15 protein-coding genes are annotated in these 15,717 nt (G+C 61.2%); 8 read left to right on the forward strand and 7 right to left on the reverse strand.

Translation table 11 applies throughout. From position 1 onward, the window contains the following. The first annotated feature begins 285 nt into the window (after window positions 1–285). Entirely contained in the window at window positions 286–861 is a 576-nt protein-coding gene (locus HFO71_RS03255) for a transglutaminase-like cysteine peptidase (RefSeq protein ID WP_132610085.1), read from the forward strand. 89 nt (window positions 862–950) lie between these two features. Then, a complete protein-coding gene (locus HFO71_RS03260; protein ID WP_168258957.1) occupies window positions 951–1,349 on the forward strand; it encodes an ester cyclase in 399 nt (132 codons plus the stop codon). Window positions 1,350–1,378: 29 nt separating this feature from the next. On the opposite strand, the gene HFO71_RS03265 is transcribed toward HFO71_RS03260, so the two are convergent. After that, window positions 1,379–1,735 (reverse strand): hypothetical protein, encoded by a 357-nt coding sequence (locus tag HFO71_RS03265; RefSeq protein ID WP_168258958.1) that lies wholly within the window; start codon window positions 1,733–1,735, stop codon window positions 1,379–1,381. A 442-nt stretch (window positions 1,736–2,177) separates the two neighbouring features. On the opposite strand from HFO71_RS03265, the gene HFO71_RS03270 reads away from it, so the two are divergent. After that, window positions 2,178–2,579, forward strand: coding sequence for a hypothetical protein (locus HFO71_RS03270; protein ID WP_032992435.1), 402 nt, complete (start codon window positions 2,178–2,180; stop codon window positions 2,577–2,579). An 89-nt stretch (window positions 2,580–2,668) separates the two neighbouring features. Beyond that, window positions 2,669–3,376 (forward strand): methyltransferase family protein, encoded by a 708-nt coding sequence (locus HFO71_RS03275; protein WP_206118344.1) that lies wholly within the window; start codon window positions 2,669–2,671, stop codon window positions 3,374–3,376. A 262-nt stretch (window positions 3,377–3,638) separates the two neighbouring features. On the opposite strand, the gene HFO71_RS03280 is transcribed toward HFO71_RS03275, so the two are convergent. Both HFO71_RS03280 and HFO71_RS03285 read right to left on the reverse strand, forming a co-directional pair. After that, window positions 3,639–4,169: a gamma carbonic anhydrase family protein gene (locus HFO71_RS03280; RefSeq protein WP_168259908.1), complete on the reverse strand. Its 531-nt coding sequence runs from the start codon at window positions 4,167–4,169 to the stop codon at window positions 3,639–3,641. A 10-nt stretch (window positions 4,170–4,179) separates the two neighbouring features. Then, on the reverse strand, window positions 4,180–4,875 hold the full coding sequence (locus HFO71_RS03285) for a fumarylacetoacetate hydrolase family protein (RefSeq protein ID WP_168259907.1): 696 nt from the start codon (window positions 4,873–4,875) through the stop codon (window positions 4,180–4,182). A 289-nt stretch (window positions 4,876–5,164) separates the two neighbouring features. Between HFO71_RS03285 and HFO71_RS03290 the strand changes: the two genes are divergently transcribed. Beyond that, entirely contained in the window at window positions 5,165–5,917 is a 753-nt protein-coding gene (locus HFO71_RS03290; RefSeq protein WP_168259906.1) for a nucleotidyltransferase domain-containing protein, read from the forward strand. Window positions 5,918–5,948: 31 nt separating this feature from the next. Here the strand turns inward: HFO71_RS03290 and HFO71_RS03295 are convergent, their stop codons facing one another. Further along, window positions 5,949–7,919 (reverse strand): CHASE2 domain-containing protein, encoded by a 1,971-nt coding sequence (locus HFO71_RS03295; protein ID WP_221987523.1) that lies wholly within the window; start codon window positions 7,917–7,919, stop codon window positions 5,949–5,951. Next, window positions 7,919–11,677 (reverse strand): FecR domain-containing protein, encoded by a 3,759-nt coding sequence (locus HFO71_RS03300; RefSeq protein WP_221987524.1) that lies wholly within the window; start codon window positions 11,675–11,677, stop codon window positions 7,919–7,921. The genes HFO71_RS03295 and HFO71_RS03300 overlap by 1 nt, the downstream gene beginning before the upstream one ends. Before the next feature lie 130 nt (window positions 11,678–11,807). Here HFO71_RS03300 and HFO71_RS03305 point away from each other — a divergent pair, with 130 nt between their 5' ends. After that, window positions 11,808–12,347 carry a Pycsar system effector family protein gene (locus HFO71_RS03305; RefSeq protein WP_077978680.1) on the forward strand — a complete coding sequence of 180 codons (540 nt, stop codon included), beginning with the start codon at window positions 11,808–11,810 and terminating at the stop codon, window positions 12,345–12,347. An 81-nt stretch (window positions 12,348–12,428) separates the two neighbouring features. On the opposite strand, the gene HFO71_RS03310 is transcribed toward HFO71_RS03305, so the two are convergent. Together HFO71_RS03310 and HFO71_RS03315 are read right to left on the reverse strand one after the other, a co-directional pair. Then, window positions 12,429–12,917, reverse strand: coding sequence for a RidA family protein (locus tag HFO71_RS03310; protein WP_168259903.1), 489 nt, complete (start codon window positions 12,915–12,917; stop codon window positions 12,429–12,431). After that, entirely contained in the window at window positions 12,911–13,636 is a 726-nt protein-coding gene (locus HFO71_RS03315; protein ID WP_168259902.1) for an SDR family NAD(P)-dependent oxidoreductase, read from the reverse strand. Before HFO71_RS03315 ends, HFO71_RS03310 begins: the two co-directional genes overlap by 7 nt. A 194-nt stretch (window positions 13,637–13,830) precedes the next feature. Between HFO71_RS03315 and HFO71_RS03320 the strand changes: the two genes are divergently transcribed. Next, a complete protein-coding gene (locus HFO71_RS03320) occupies window positions 13,831–14,733 on the forward strand; it encodes a LysR family transcriptional regulator (protein WP_168259901.1) in 903 nt (300 codons plus the stop codon). A 113-nt stretch (window positions 14,734–14,846) separates the two neighbouring features. Next, window positions 14,847–15,623: a DUF1194 domain-containing protein gene (locus tag HFO71_RS03325; RefSeq protein ID WP_168259900.1), complete on the forward strand. Its 777-nt coding sequence runs from the start codon at window positions 14,847–14,849 to the stop codon at window positions 15,621–15,623. Window positions 15,624–15,717 lie beyond the last annotated feature (94 nt).

Genomic DNA, 15,717 nt, shown 5'->3' on the forward strand with positions numbered 1-15,717 from the left:
TGCAATTAACGACTGCCGGGGCTGCCGTTGCCAAGCTGCTGCTTGCCAGAAGGGAAGCAACGGCGATGCTGAATTTCGCGGCTCTGCTGATCATTTCAATCGTCTCCCAAGGTTAACTAAATGTTAACTGGGAGAACTCTTACACTAACGATCAATTAACATGAAGAATAGATAATGGTTAATCTGTCTCATTCATCAAATAGAGTTAAAATCGCAAGTATAAAATTTTACTAAATTTTTATTAAGCCTATGTTATCGTCTCGCAACAACTAAAGGGAATCGGCTATGAAGCGCGTCTTTTCGCTCGCTGCCTTTTTATTCATTCTTCTGCAATTTCAAGCTGTTGCGGGATCATCACTTCCTGTGACGCGAAGCATCGGCGCACCCGTGGGATTCGCCGCAGCCTGCGCCAAGTACAAGTGGCTGTGCGGCAGGATGGCGGCGCAACAGCTGAATGATCAGACAGGAATAGCGCTTCTTCAAAAGGTCAATCGCGCCGTAAATGGACGTATCATTCCCGCGGAAGATCGCCCGTCTTCCCGAAATAAGGATATTTGGTCTCTGCCGGTTGCCGGCCGTGGCGACTGTGAGGACTACGCTCTTCAGAAGATGAAGGACCTGATCGAAGCTGGTTTTCCATCGAACAGGTTGGCGCTTTCCGTGGTGATTGGACCGCAGGATCAAAACCACGTCGTTCTCATTGCCCGGACGGACGGCGGCGATTATGTGCTCGATAATCTGACCAGCGCGGTGAGGCTCTGGCGCACCACAGGCTATACGTTTCTGGCCACCCAAGATTTCCAATCGCGAACGGGCTGGCGCGTGACGCTTGCTGGTCCCCGTGCAGGCGAGTTCTCTTGAACTGAAACTCTCGAGGCGGCGCGTTCGCTGCTGGCAAGTGCTGATCCCGGCGCTATCTTTGCCTGAGAAACCAAGCCGGGGGCGATCGCGTGACGAAAACCGAACTCGCGGAGATATACCGCGGCTACATCGCCTGCCTGAACAGGCAGGACTGGCACAATCTCGGGCAGTTCGTCGGCGACGATGCGGTTCATAACGGCCGGCGGCTCGGGCTGCCGGGTTATGTCGGCATGCTCGAGCAGGACTTCGATGAGATTCCCGATCTCCATTTCAAGGTGCTGATGCTGCTTTGCGATCCGCCATACATCGCCTGCCGGCTCGGCTTCGATTGCAGGCCAAAGGCAAAATTCCTCGGCCTCGATGTGAACGGCAGGCGCCTTTCCTTCACCGAGAACGTCATCTACGAATTTCGCGGCGGCAAGATCGTCGAGGTCTGGTCGGTCATCGATAAGTCGGCGATCGAAGCCCGGCTTGCGGGCTCGAATTGACGGCGCGGACGGTTTCCGGACTGCGTCGATCAGATGATGGCGACGCGCTCGCCGAAGGGCGTATCGTCGTCGAAATTCCGGGTGCCGATCCGATCGCTTTCACCTGACAAGACCGGCTGTTCCGCCTGTTCGCCGGCCTCTTCCCCGTCGTCCGATGCCGCATGCCCGTGCCGCTTTTGCGGATGCTCCTCGTTTTCGACGATCAGATCCGCGTGCGGGACGAGACCTTTTGCGGCCTCCTTCGCTGCCAGCTGATCGGCCGTGATCTGCGACTGGCGAGCGGCGACCCAGGCATTGTCTGGTTCGGAGCCGATCGAGGTGCTGGTGCCGACCTTGGTGGGTTCGGACGCGGCGGTGGCGGAGATGGGGTTGATCGCGTCGACCATGATGCTCTCCTGCTGGAACAGGATCATTTTAGGTCCGGTCGACCTAAAGCCTGAATCCTGTTCTAAATTAAAGAGTTAGAGCATGATGTCATCCGAAAACCGCTTACACTTTTCGGCATCATGCTCATGGAGAACCGGCGAACCAGCCGCCCGCTTCCCGGGATGAAAACGGCGCGGTCTTCGGGCCGATCAGGGAGACATATCGAGCCCGCGCCGAAAAACACAAGGGGACATTGACGTGACTGCCACTTCGGACAATGACGAAATCGGTAGCAGGTTGCGCGAAATTCGACGAAGAATTGTGTGCACAAGGGGGTGCTCGGCGCGTGCTTAATGTAAGAATCGGAAACACTTTGTGACTAAGTGTCTCCAAAAGCTGCGTTTTTTGACTTGCTGCGCGCGAAGACATGACGGATATTGTTTAAACGTTGAGGAAGCCGTCATGATTAGAATGATTGAAAACCCTGCCGAACTGGCTGGCGAAGATATCACCGGCAAATATATTCTCCGGAGGCTGAACTATCACTGGTTCGCCTACGGCAAGGCGGCTATCGTGACTGCCTGCAAGGGAACGATCCTGCAGCTTGAGCGGGAAGAGACGGTCTATTCCGAGCGTTGGGGACGTCGCGCCTATACGGGCACCGGCAGACGCTATCCCGGCGGCATCTGTCCGATTTCTGCGGTCGCCTGCGTTTGCGATACGCCCGACGACGTCAACGCTGTCATTCAGCTAGATGTCGAAGCGCAGGACGAATTCTATCAGCTGATCGCCAAGGCGGAAGCCAGGGTTCAGGCTCTTGCCTCATCTTCACGAAACAGCCAGTTTCTCGAAGCCGCCGAGTAAGGCGATTTTTTCAATGAAATCCGCCATGTGCAGCGTCTTTCTGCGCGTCTAAGAGGACGCGCTGCGCTGTCATGGAACGGAGAGCGATCATGACGCAGCGGGACACTCGGCCCGGTCACTCATTCGCGGCGGCGCCATCGCTCGGATCGCTCGCCATCACCATTGCCGTCATGTTTGCGGCGCTGTTTTGGCCGGCCGGCACGCTCGACTGGCCGCGCGGCTGGATCTTTCTCGGCCTGTTCCTTGTGCTGACTGTTGTCGCAATCATCTGGATCTGGCGGACGAATCCGGAGCTGTTTGCGGCGCGCAGCCGATACCAGAAGGGTACCAAATCCTGGGACGCCGTGGTGGCGACGCTGACGATCATTCTCTTTGCCGCCATTCTTCCGGTCGGCGCATTCGACGACGGACGTTTCCACTGGGCGCCGCAGCCCGATTGGGTCGTCTTTATCGGCTATCTCCTGATGACATCAGGTTATCTCGGCCTGACCTGGGCGCAATCGGTCAACCGGCATTTCGAGCCGACGGTGCGCATTCAGACCGACCGCGACCACAAGGTGATCGACACCGGACCCTACGCCGTAATCCGCCATCCCGGATACGCAACCGCCATCGTGCTCAGCGCCGGCATGGCGCTGTCGCTTGGATCGCTCTACGCGCTGATCCCCGCCGGCCTGCTCGTCGTCGTCCTGTTCGGCCGCACGCTCGGCGAGGAAGCCGAACTGCGCAAGGGCCTCGAAGGTTATGCGGAGTACATGGAGCGTGTGCGATGGCGGTGGATTCCGGGCGTGTGGTGAGCGGCGGGGGCGGGCGGAGAGGGCGCCTGACCACCCCCGCCCCCTCCTTCGAGGCTCCGGCCTTTGGCCTGCGCACCTCAGGATGAGGGCTGATCGCTATGCCGTGTGGTTGGGAGGCTGATGGGTGTCTGGCAGGCTGATGAATTCGCGAGCGTCATCCGTCGCCCTTCTCTCACCCGCGGCCCTCTCTCCAGCCTCATCCAGAGGTGCCCCGCAGGGGCCTCGAAGGACAGGGCTGGCCACCTGCCGCCGAGGTACCCAATCACCCGATCTGTTTGAGATCGCGGGCGAAGCGTTGCCAGTTGGTGACGTAGTTTTCTGCCGAGCGACGGATGGCCTCGATTGCCGCCTCGTCGAGCACGCGCACCGCGCGGGCAGGTGCGCCGACGATCAGGGAGTTGTCGGGGAATTCCTTGCCTTCGGTCACCAGCGCATTGGCGCCAACGAGGCAGTTATTGCCGATCTTCGCACCATTCAGGATGGTGGCGCCCATGCCGATCAGCGTGTTGTTGCCGATGGTGCAACCGTGAAGGATGGCGTGATGGCCGATGGTGCAGCCGTTTCCGATCGTCAGCGGGAAGCCCATGTCCGTATGGGCCATCACGCCTTCCTGGATGTTGGTGCCTTCGCCGACGGTGATCGGCTCGTTGTCACCGCGTAGCACGGCGCCGAACCAGATGCCGACATTCTCGCCGAGTTCGATCTGGCCGATGATGTTGGCATCCGGTGCAATCCAATAGAGGCCGGCGGCGGGCAGTTTCGGCGTCGATCCGCCAAGCGCGTAGACGGGCATGGCTCTCTCCTCAGACGACCTCGACCGATAGGGTGGCGACGCCGTCGATGCCGCAAGTGATGCGATCGCCCCTAGCCACCGCGCCGACGCCGGCGGGCGTGCCGGTCATGATGATATCGCCGGCTGCGAGAGTGAAGAGCTTCGACAATTCGGCGATGATCTCCGGCACCTTCCAGATCATCTGGTTGAGATCGCCGTCCTGCACGCGCTTGCCGTTCTGTTCCAGCCAGATCTTGCCTTGAGCGGCGTGGCCGAGGCGGCTTGCCGGAACGATTGGGGAGATAGGGGCGGAATGTTCGAAGGCCTTGCCGACCTCCCAGGGACGCCCAAGCTTCTTTGCCTCGCCCTGGAGGTCGCGGCGGGTAAAATCGATGCCGACGGCATAGCCATAGACGCAGTCGAGCGCGTCCGCGGCCTCGATGTTTGCGCCGCCTGATTTCAGCGCCAGCACGCATTCGACCTCGTAATGCACGTCGTTCGACAGCGACGGATAGGGAAAGGCCTTTCCCGCAGGCAGCAGGTTGTCGGCATTCTTCTGGAAGAAGAAGGGCGGCTCACGGCTGGGATCATGGCCCATCTCGATCGCATGGTCGGCATAGTTGCGGCCGACGCAATAGACGCGGCGCACCGGAAAACGTTCGGCGCTGCTTTCGACCGGCAACAACACCGGTTGCGGAAGCGGGATGACGGTGGCGGGATCGGACATTGGCGGGCTCTTCCTGTTTCGAGTCTTGCTTTGTGGTCATCTTAGACGGAAATCGGCGCGCCGGGGAAGCGTCCTTGGCCGGCGCCTGGTGCATTGACGCTATCACTATCCAGCGGTATCGTTACCGCCATGAGCAGGACTTTTACAGTTTCGACGACGTCTACGACCACCGCGCCGCGGTGGGTGGTAGACGCGTGAACTGAATCCCGTTCATTGCTGCTGAAACCAACCCGCCGGATACGAGCGGGTTTTTTGTTGCCGCTCGTCTCCCATATTCGAGGACGAGATCGTGGACGATATCCAGAAACATGTTCTTGCGGAGCGGGCGCTGGCCGTCGCCCGCTGCTGCATCGCCCGCCGCTATGCCGGGGCAGCATTCGCCTATGTCGCCGGCTCCATCATGCGCGGCGAAGGCACCGCCTTTTCAGATATCGATCTCGTCGTGGTGTTCCCGTCGCTCCAAAGAGCCTGGCGGGAGTCGTTCAGCGCGGATGGGTTTCCGGTGGAAGCCTTTGTCCACGATCCGCAGACGCTGGCGCATTACCTCCATCGGGACGCAGACAGCGGCTATCCCATCATGGCCCACATGGTCGCGACGGGCTGTATAGTGGGATCGGATATCGACAGCGCGCACGTCATCCAGGCAAAGGCGGAAAGTATGCTGGCGGCAGGACCGAAACCTCTTGCCGGGGCAGACTACGACATGGTGCGCTACCAGGTCACCGATTTGGCCGATGATCTGCGCGGTACCCGCCCGCCCGAAGAGGTCGCCGCTATTGCCGCGCTGCTCTACCAGAAGCTCGCCGACCTGATCCTGCTCGGGCGCGGCGCATGGGCCGGCCGCGGCAAGTGGGCGCCGCGCCTGATGCGGAAGCTCGATGCACAATTGGCAACGGAATTCGACGCGGCGTTCAAAGTGGCGGCAGCGGGCGACGGCGCCCGATTTCTGACTTTGGCCGATCGGGAGCTTGCCCTGCATGGCGGCCGCTATTTCGAGGGGTTCAGACAGGACGCGCCGCTGGAAGCGCGCCGCCTGGAATAGTATCGATTTACGTTGCCTGCATTCTGCTCGGTCATTCCTCGCCGGACTCGGCCAGCGCCTCGCGGACGATCGCGTAATAGGGGGCGAGCTCGGGGATATCGGCGGCCAGCCTGTCGAAGGTGGGGTCGGATGGCGCAAGCGTGCCTGCGTATTTCGCCGCGATGAAGGCCTGGTGGGCGGCAAGGGCTTCGGCTTCCGCCTTGTGCACGACGGTATAGACCGGCGAAGGCACGGTGCGACCTTTGACGATGATGCGATCGAGCTCGACGACCGTATAGGTGCCGGCGACCAGCCTTGCGGTCTCCTCGCCGAGCAGCAGCGTCACGCCATAATTCTTCGAGGCGCCCTCGAGGCGGGAGGCGAGGTTGACGCTGTCGCCGAGGCAGGAATAGTCGAAGCGGCGGGTCGAGCCCATGTTGCCGACGATGCATTCGCCGGTGTTGATGCCGACGCCCATCTTCAAGACGTGGGGCTTGCCGCCGCGCATCGCTGCCTCTCGCTCCAGCTCGTGGTTCAGGCTCGATATCGCCGCCTGCATGGCGAGCGAGGCTTTGACGGCGTGCAGGGCATGATCGGGATCGTCAAGCGGCGCGTTCCAGAAGGCCATGATGCAATCGCCCATATATTTGTCGATCGTCCCGCCATGGTCCATAACCACGTCGGAGAGCGGCGTTAGCAGCCGGTTGATCAGGCCGGTCAGCTGCTCCGGATCATCCTTCAAGGCCTCGGCGATGGTGGTGAACCCACGCACATCGGAAAACAACACCGACAGCGTGCGCCGCTCGCCGCCGAGCTTCAGCTGTGAGGGATCCTGCGACAGGCGCCGGACGAGATCGGGCGAGATATATTGGGCGAAGGCGCGGATGATCTGGCGCTTGTTGCGGCGCTCTTCGGCGTAGTCGAAGGCGGCTTGGCCGAAGACGACCGAGATATAGGCGACCGTCGGCCCGAGCGGCGAGACGAAGATATGGGCAAGCCGCATGCCGGAAAAACTGATGGCCGCGAAGGCGAGAAGGGCGGCTGCGCTGGTCACGATCGTCAGCCATCCCGTCGAGCGCCAGACGGTGGCGGCGGCGAGCAGCACCGATATCAGGATGCAGACGGCGACAACAGGCAGGCGGGCTTCCGCGATTGACAGGCCGTTGCGGATATTGTCGTAGATCGTCGCCTGGATCTCGACGCCTGATGTCAGCGTGCCGGTGTGGACGGTATAGGGCGTGGCGAAGGCATCGACGCCCCCCTTGTTGATCACAGGGGCATTCTGCAGGCTGAGGCCGACGAGCACGATCCGGTTCTTGAAATAGTCCGGCGGCAGCAGATTTGCGGGATCGAGCGCCTGGTAATAGGAGACGGTAGGATAGGAGCGGGCCGGGCCGAAGGATTGGATCAGCTGACCGGCCGGCAGGGTCTCGGGGGCCACTCCGGAGACTTTGGCTAGCATGGCGGCAAAGCCGTCCTCATAGCCCGGGATGCGCCGGAAGGTGCCGTCGCCGCTGAGTTCGACGGAGGCGATGCCGGTGACGGCACCCGCTTCGGTCAGCTGCGGCAGGGGTGTGGCGCGGATCAGCTGCGAGGCCTGCGGCGTTTCGATCAGCGTTTCGTCGCCGGCAAGCACGGTATCGGGGCCGACGGCTTTGGTGATGGCTGCGTCATTATCGGGGTTCGAGGGTTCGGCCATGATGATGTCGAGGCCGATGACGCGGGCGCCGGCGGCGCGCAGCTGGCTGATGAGCTCGGCATGCAGGCTGCGCGGCCAGGGCCATTGCGCATTGATATCGGCAAGCGAGGGTTCGTCGATCGCGACGATGACAGGCCCGCCGGGCGGCGGACGGGGATCGTCGACTGTCGAGAGATAGTCGAAGCTTCGGAGCTCCAGCAGCGACCAGGCGGGCAGGCGCGATAGAAAAGAGATGGCGATCAGCGTCGTCAGCGACAGCACGAGCAGCCTGAGATGGCGGCTCCTGGTCTGCCCTGCCTGCCGCGACTTCTCCTGCGGCCGCATCAGAAGCGAACTTTGAGCGTGCCCTTGAAAGCGCGGCCCCAGCCGGGCACGCCGGGGGTGATCTCGAAGTCCTCGTCGAGCAGGTTATAGGCGGCTGCTTCCAGCTCGATGCGCTTGTCGAACGGTTCCCAGACCAGATGGGCGTCGAGGCTCCAGTAATCGTCGAGTTTCGTGCCGAGATCGTCGCCGTCGCGCTCGCCGATATAATTGGCCGCCACCGTCGCCTTGACCTTGGCTTCATTGACCCAGGTCAGTGCGATCTGGCCGGAATTCTTCGGGATGAACGGCAGCGAACCGCCATAATTCGGCTCCAGCGGGTCCTTGTTCTCCGATTCCATATAGGCGTAGGTGGCGGAAAGGCCGAAACCGTAGCCGAGCGCGACGTTGGCAGTCACGGCGGCGCGGTCGATGCTGCCGCGCGACAGCGGCAGGCTGTCGGCCGCCGGAAGCGAGATCAGCGGAAAGTCGATCGAGAAATCATGCAGTTCCTGGTGCTGGTATTCGACCGAGGTGAAGAAACGGTCCGTCCACTCGGCATCCCATTGCAGCGCCGCCGTGTCGGTATAGCCATCGACGCCCACCGAATACTGGTTGGCCTGCAAGCCGAGGATGCCAATCGGGGCAAGAGTGGGTACGCCGGTGTCGAGGCTCTGGCGCATGAAGGCGGCGCGCAGCCAATGGTTCTGGACGGGTGACCAGGCAAGGCCGAAGCGCGGCTCGAACCGGCTGACATCGACGCCATCGCCTTCCATACGCGTGCCGAAGAGAGCATATTCGCCCTTGAGATTGGGCGTGATCTCGTGCAGCACGTCTATATAGGCGCGGCCGATATTGACGCGGTTGCCGAATGTATCCGGGCCGCTAGTGGTCTCAGGGAGGACCGGGAAGCGCGGAAAGAGTTCATGAAGGCGAGAGAAAGTGGTCGTGCTGGCATCGATCCAGCCGCCTTCGATGCCGTACCGCCAGGTAAGTGGTCCGCTGCCGATGGAATGGCTGAGAGCGCCGATATAGGTTTTCGAGGACAGCTCCTCGGTCCCGTCCAAGAACGGAATAATGTCGGGGTCACGCAGGCCAAGAACCGGCGCATCGTCGACCTGAAGGGAGGTGGAAGTCCGCGACTTGCTTTCCGAATAGAGGAGGGCGCCGTTCAATATATTCTCGTAGCTGAAAGTATGGCTCCAGCCGAGGCCGGCATTGGTCGTCTCGCTGACATTGCGCCTATAACTGTATTGCGAAGAGATTTCAGTCGGTACCCCAGCGCCTAGCAGGTTGAGGAAGTCCGTCAGTGCTGAGCCGGCCGACAGCGCGTTCAGCGTGCCATCGTTCTTGGCATGGTTGACATAGGCCACTACGCGATCGTCCGGCGTTACCGTTGCCGTCAGGTAGCCATTGCCGCCGACGATCTTGTTTTCGGTCTCGAAGCCGCCAAAGTCGCGATAATCCCCGTCGAGGGCCAGTTCTTCCCAGGTCAGGTTGCCGTAGAAGCTGAGCGGAATGGTTTCGTTGGAATAGCCCTGGATTTCGGCCTCGCCGATACGCCTCGTATGGCCGTCGACACTGTTGATGCCGCCGCCGAGCGAGCCTTCGATGAAGGGCACATCAAACAGCGTTACCGAGCGTGAGCGGCCGGAAAGCATGTGCGGCGAAAGCAGCAGGCCCTGGATGAAGGATGAGTAGCTCGACGCGTTGCCGCGGTTCTGGATGATATTGTCGTCGCTGAAGCTGGTCGCGTTGACGAAAGGAAAGATGCTGCCCTTGATCGACTGATCGATATAACCCGTGCCGTTGAAGGGATCGAAGACGGCATCGCCGTAATAGCGGCCCCAGGCATCCAATCCTTGCAGGCGGAAGGCGTCGTTCAGTGTCGAACCGGCGCTCGCATTGGCGCCGAGGCCGCTGTAATCGCCGCCGCGGGCGCGCGAGCGGCGCAGGAATTCCTGCGCGTTGCGGATCGCGCCGTCTGAATCATAATCGTCGATATCGATCGCGGTGCGGAAGGACGAGATAACAGGATCGTCATCGTCGAGCCGGTTGGCATTGTCGAGCGCCTGCTCGGAGGGAAGCCGGTCGCCCTTTTCGTAATGAGCGGCCGCAAGCATGAACTGCGATTGCGAATGCGCGGGATTGGCGGTGCTGGCGGCGAGCAGATCTGCCAGCGCCTTGTCGCGCTCGCCGGTCTGCAGGTAATAGCGGCCGCGAGCAAGCAGGGCGTGATCGAAGGATGGATCGAGAGCGATCGCGGTGTCGATTTCGCGCTTGGCCTCCTTCATGCGCCCCTGATCGAGATAAAGGATCGAGAGATTCGCGCGCAGCAACGGGTCCTGCGGATCGAGCTCGATCGCCTTCTTGAAGGCCTTTTCCGCTTCGCTATTGGCATCGCGCGAGCTCTGCAGCAGGCCGAGAGAATTCAGCGTGCCTGATGCGCCGGGGGCAAGAGCGATGGCGCGGTTCAGGTCCGCGAGCGCGCCGTTGATATCGCTTTCATAGCTTGCCTTGTAGCCTGCACGGGCTGAGAGCGCCATCGGATGATCTGGATCGAGCGACAGCGAGCGCTCTATCGCTTCCTTCATCTGCTCACGGTCGTCGGTGAGCTCCGCCAACTGGGCGCGAACCGCCGGCAGGGTCGGATCATCGGGATAGCGCTGCTCCGCTTTCTTAATGATCTCGAGCGCTGCGCGCGGATTTTTCAGGAAGCCTGTCGTATAGGCCTCCATGATCGCGCCATAGGGGCCGGTGGTGTTGGCCGGCGGCGGTTCGGCATGGGCGGGGTCGGCCAGCGAACGGGCGAAATAGCCGCCATATTGGGCCATGTTGCGGCGTGTCGGGTCGAGATGCGGCAGGGCCTTCTGGAAGAGCCTGGCGGCATCGCCATAACGCTTTTCCGAGCCGGCGATGGTGGCGTCGATCAGGTCGACGCGCGCCTGCTGGGCTGTCGTCAGTTTGCGGCCACGGATATTCTGCAGCGTTGCGGCTGCAGCCTGGCGTCCGTCGAAGGCGCTCTGCACTTCGGCAAGTTCCAGCCAATCTTCGGTGGTGCGGCGCTCCGGCGGCAGCCCTAACAGGCGGCGGCGTTCGGTCGCCATGCGGTCGGCCCGCAGCGGCGAAGTCGGCATCAGGTCGAAGCCGTCGCGCAAGTCCAGATAGAAGAGCATCTGTTCGCGGTCGTCAGGATTGACGCTGATGATCTTGCTCGGCGCCTGGCCGATGGTCGCGACCGCCCCTTCGCCCTCGTTCACCTCGACGCTGCCCTGCGGGTTGCTGAGCGCTACGCGGCCTTCGAGCACGATCATCGAGGTTTTGGCGCCCTCGACGGTCATGGTCCAGTCGGTGCCGCGGATGGCGGCGGCGGCGGCCGGTGTTTCCACCGTCAGGCCCTGGCCGCCACGCTCGGCGCGTGCCCAGATGGTGCCGGATTGGAGATTGAGCACCGTATCGCCGGCGGCAGCCATCTTCTTGACCTGCAGCGAGGAATTGCGGCCGAGGCGGACCTGGGTGTGATCGGAAAAGACGATGGCGAGCTGGCCGTTGGCGTTGGTGCGCAGCACGTCGCCGGTCAAAAGATCCTGATTGATGTCGACGACGCGCCAGTTCGACACGTCGATGAAGCGGACTTCCTCGCCGATCTTGCGGGCGATGACGGAGCCGGCGACCGGCGTAGCGCGCGGCACGGGATCGGCCATCGCCGGCAGCCCGAAACCGGGCACGGCAAACGCCAGCGCCATCCCGACGCGACAGATGTTACTGGAATAACCCCGCATGTCCTCGACCCCATACCCCGCTTCCCCTTTGTCCGTGTAGAGTGGAAAAGTCAAGTATGTTGCACACGTGTTCTTGCTTTCGTCGTCAAGTGTAATATCAGGGAAACACTTTGGGGTATGGAGTATTCAGGTGAGTGAATTTGAAAATGCCACTGAGGTTATGCTGAGCAAGCCCTCAAGCGGGGACGTCAGCACCGAGTATTTCGATCATATCAAGAAAATCAACGACATATTTTATGATCAGATCAAGATATCCGACCAAAAGGCCGCCTATATCTTTACTTTCATGCTCGCCTTTCTGGTGAGCTCCAGCGAGGTGAGGGCCGTGTTCAGCCTGACGCGTTACACCGGCGGCACACCGGGCAGCATGCTCTTTTCCGGCCTGCTTGCCTCAGCCTCGGTCTTCTCGATCCTGTCGGCGATTCTTGTCGTGCTGCCGCGGCGTCTCGGCACCTCAACCTCGCTATTCTGGGGCGCCTGGCCTGATCATCGCGATATGTTCTTCGAGGCCGCGCTTCGCCGTGACGAGCGCTACCTCTTCGACCAATATCTCGAAAACGCCAACATTCTTTCGGCCATCGCCCGCAACAAATACCGCTGCGTCACCTTCGCGTTTCGTGGGCTGATGGTAAGCGTGATCGCCTATGTGCTGCTGTTGATTGCTTTGTGAGGGAGTAAGCGGCGAACCAGCGAATGCGCCGATCGCAGGCGCGGCCAAGAATGCAGGGCGCGCCGAGGCGCGCCCGCCGGTTCAATCTTCGATCTCGAGAACGAGCTCGAGCTCGATCGGCACGCCTAACGGCAGGCTGGCCACGCCGAGGACGATACGGCCGGAGAGTTTGTCTTCGCCGAAGACCTGGAGCAGCATTTCGGATGCCCCGTCGGCGACCTTTGGGTGGTCGCGAAAATCGCCTTCGGTGGCGATGTAGACGCCGAGCTTGACGACCTTTGCCACCCTGTCCAGCGAGCCGAGATATTCCCTGGCGGCCGCAAGGGCGCTAAGGGTCGCTGTCTCGGCGGCCTTCCTGCCGTCTTCGGCCGTCAGCGCGCCGCCGACGCGGCCGATATAGCGGGGCTTGCGGTCGACGACCGGCAGCATACCGCTGAAGAAGACCAGCTTGCCGGTTCTGACCGCCTCGACATAGGCGCCCAAGGGCGTCGGCGGTGGGGGAAGGGCGAGGCCGAGGTCCTGCAGCCGCCGTTCCGCGCCGGCTGCCTCAGCTTTCGCATGGCCTACCATTTGCCCAGATGTGCGCCGCCGTCGACGTGCAGCACCTCCCCGGTTATGCGCGGCGCTTCGGTGAGGAAGACGACGGCATCGGCGATCTCCTCGACGTTGGAAATGCCTGCCATCGGCGACAGCGTGCTCAGGAAGTCCTTCGGATTGTCCTTGTGCAACGGCGTGTCCACAACACCCGGAGCGACGATATTGAAGCGAATTTTCTCGTTCGCATATTCCATCGCCAGGTTCTTGGAAATCGCGTTGATGCCGCCCTTTGTCATCATCGAAACTGAGGCGGAGAAGCCGGCGATCGGATGGTCGGTCAATGGCGTGGTGATGCTGACGACACTGCCGCCGGTTTTCTGCGCGAGCATCTGCCTGACGACCTGTTGCGTCAGATGAATGAAGCCTTCGAGATTGGTCGAGGACAATTTCTCGAAGTCGGCCATCGTGAACTCGACGAACGGCTTGGCTAGGAAAATGCCGGCATTGTTGACGAGCGCGTCGATCGAGCCGAAGCGATCGATTGCGGTCCTTGCCACCCGCGCTGCGGTTTCGGCATCGCCAATGTCGCCGTCGATAAGCGCCAGCCTGTCCGAGGCTTGGAAAGCCTCCGAAGCGCTGACCTGGCGCGAGGTGGCGACGACATTGTAGTCGCGCTGGATGAAGGCGTTGACGAGGCCGGCTCCGATACCCTGGGAGGCGCCCGTGACGATGACTGTTTTTCTCGTAGTCATGCTGATCTCCATAATCTGGTTCGGGCAACGCGGGCCTTGCGGTTGCAAAGGCGGGGTCGCTCGAGATGGGGCTGCTGCGAATGCGCCTCCATCGGGTTGTGGTTGTTTTCGCAAGGTGAATATGGCGAAAACTCCATTACCCGATTAGATGGAAATATATGGATTCTCTTTTGCATCCATGCAAAAATGATCGCGTGGCCGATCTGAACGACATCGCCGTTTTCGTGAAGGTGGCGCAATACGGCAGCTTCAGCCGTGCTGCCCATTCCCTCGGCATGCCGGTATCGACCGTCAGCCGGAAGGTGACGTCGCTGGAGGAGCAGCTCGGCGTGACGCTCATCCAGCGGACGACCCGCAAATTGAGCCTGACTGCGCAGGGCCGGGCCTATTACGACAGGTGCAGCGAACCGCTCGCCCATCTCGTCGACGCCGAGCAGGCACTCACCGAGACACAGAGAAAACCGGAAGGTCTGCTGAAGATCTCCGTGCCCGTCATCTTCGGGCAGGAGGTCTTCTACGAATTCATCTCATCCTTCCTGAAGACCTATCCCAATATCCAGGTCGATCTCTTCGTCACCAACCTGTTTCTCGATCTGGTCGCCGAGAATGTCGATCTCGGCATTCGCTTCGGCGAACTTAAGGATTCTTCCATCGTGGCGCAGCGGCTCGGCAAGAGCGTGCGCTATCTGGTCGCCGCACCGGACTATCTGAAGGGCAGGGTGCTTCCTTTGAAGCCCGAAGACCTGAAGGACCATCAGTGCGTGCTCTTGAACGGCCGCAACGGCGAGGCGGAATGGCATCTCGTGAGCGGTCGCAAATCGGTTCGCTTGCATGTGTCGGGGCCGGTATCGAGCCGGGATTTCGATGCGGTGAGCGCCTTTACCTATCGCGGACACGGCATCGGCCTGCTGCCTTCGACTTATTGCGACGAACAGATCAGAAGAGGCGAACTTGTCCGCCTGCTGCCGGACTGGTCGTCCGAGGAAATTTTCGTGCACGCCGTCTATCCCACGCGCCGCTTCCTGCCCTCCCGATTGCTGGTCTTTCTCGAGGCGCTGAAAGCATGGAAGACCCCCTTGTGGCTTCCCTTGCATTGAAGGCTTCCAATTCCATCACCGAAAATTGAAGCCGTGCGCGTGGGCGAGCGTCCTCCCTCGGCCAAGCTGTGTTAGAGTTCGCCGGCTTGGATGGCGCAGGGATCGGAATACCAATGCTGACGACACTTGCGGTGCTTATAGGTCTTTCCGGCCTCGTCCCCATCGTGCAAGCGGCGGGAAGCGAGGTCGATGTGACCCTCGTGCTTGCCGTCGACACCTCGCGGTCGATGGACTTCGAGGAGATCGGCATCCAGCGCGAGGGTTATGTCGAAGCGCTCAAGCACAAGGAATTCATCGACGCGGTCAAGGGCGGGCTGACCGGCCGCATCGCCATCAGCTATTTCGAATGGGCCGGCTATGTCGTCCAGGATTCCGTCATCGACTGGCAGGTGATCGAGACGGAAGAGGATGCGATCACTTTTGCCGACAAGCTCGAAGCCCGGCCGATTGCCACGCAGCGGCGCACATCGATCTCCACCGCGATCGTCCAGGGCGCCAGCATGATCGTTTCCAGTCCCTTTCAGTCCAGGCGGCAGGTGATCGATGTCTCCGGCGACGGGCCGAACAATTCCGGCGATCCCGTCACCCCCGCCCGCGACAAGGCGGTGGAAGCCGGCATGATCATCAATGGCCTCGCCATCATGCTGCGGCCCTCCGATGCGCCCAACGGGCTCGATAAATATTATGCGGATTGCGTGATCGGCGGTCCCGGCGCCTTCGTGCTGCCGGTCCGCAAAATCGAGGATTTCGCCGTTGCCGTGCGCCGTAAGCTGGTGCTGGAGATCAGCGGCGTTTCCCCGCCGGCGACGGTGCAGAAAACAGCCGGCGCCGAGACGGGTGCCGACTGCCTGATTGGTGAGAAGCAGTGGCGTGATATTTTCGACCGTTGATGCCAGAACAGGATGATTTTAGGCCGGGTCGGCCTAAAATCATCCTGTTCTGAATTACATAGTTAGAGCATGATGTCGTCCGAAAACCGCGCAC

The organism is Rhizobium laguerreae, from assembly GCF_019778565.1.
Taxonomy (GTDB): domain Bacteria; phylum Pseudomonadota; class Alphaproteobacteria; order Rhizobiales; family Rhizobiaceae; genus Rhizobium; species Rhizobium laguerreae.

Coding starts and splice junctions, on each gene's coding strand:
- HFO71_RS03255 (WP_132610085.1), top strand. CDS start 286: ATGAAGCGCGTCTTTTCGCTCGCTGCCTTTTTATTCATTCTTCTGCAA.
- HFO71_RS03265 (WP_168258958.1), bottom strand. CDS start 1,735: ATGGTCGACGCGATCAACCCCATCTCCGCCACCGCCGCGTCCGAACCC.
- HFO71_RS03270 (WP_032992435.1), top strand. CDS start 2,178: ATGATTAGAATGATTGAAAACCCTGCCGAACTGGCTGGCGAAGATATC.
- HFO71_RS03275 (WP_206118344.1), top strand. CDS start 2,669: ATGACGCAGCGGGACACTCGGCCCGGTCACTCATTCGCGGCGGCGCCA.
- HFO71_RS03280 (WP_168259908.1), bottom strand. CDS start 4,169: ATGCCCGTCTACGCGCTTGGCGGATCGACGCCGAAACTGCCCGCCGCC.
- HFO71_RS03285 (WP_168259907.1), bottom strand. CDS start 4,875: ATGTCCGATCCCGCCACCGTCATCCCGCTTCCGCAACCGGTGTTGTTG.
- HFO71_RS03295 (WP_221987523.1), bottom strand. CDS start 7,919: ATGCGGCCGCAGGAGAAGTCGCGGCAGGCAGGGCAGACCAGGAGCCGC.
- HFO71_RS03300 (WP_221987524.1), bottom strand. CDS start 11,677: ATGCGGGGTTATTCCAGTAACATCTGTCGCGTCGGGATGGCGCTGGCG.
- HFO71_RS03310 (WP_168259903.1), bottom strand. CDS start 12,917: ATGGTAGGCCATGCGAAAGCTGAGGCAGCCGGCGCGGAACGGCGGCTG.
- HFO71_RS03315 (WP_168259902.1), bottom strand. CDS start 13,636: ATGACTACGAGAAAAACAGTCATCGTCACGGGCGCCTCCCAGGGTATC.
- HFO71_RS03325 (WP_168259900.1), top strand. CDS start 14,847: ATGCTGACGACACTTGCGGTGCTTATAGGTCTTTCCGGCCTCGTCCCC.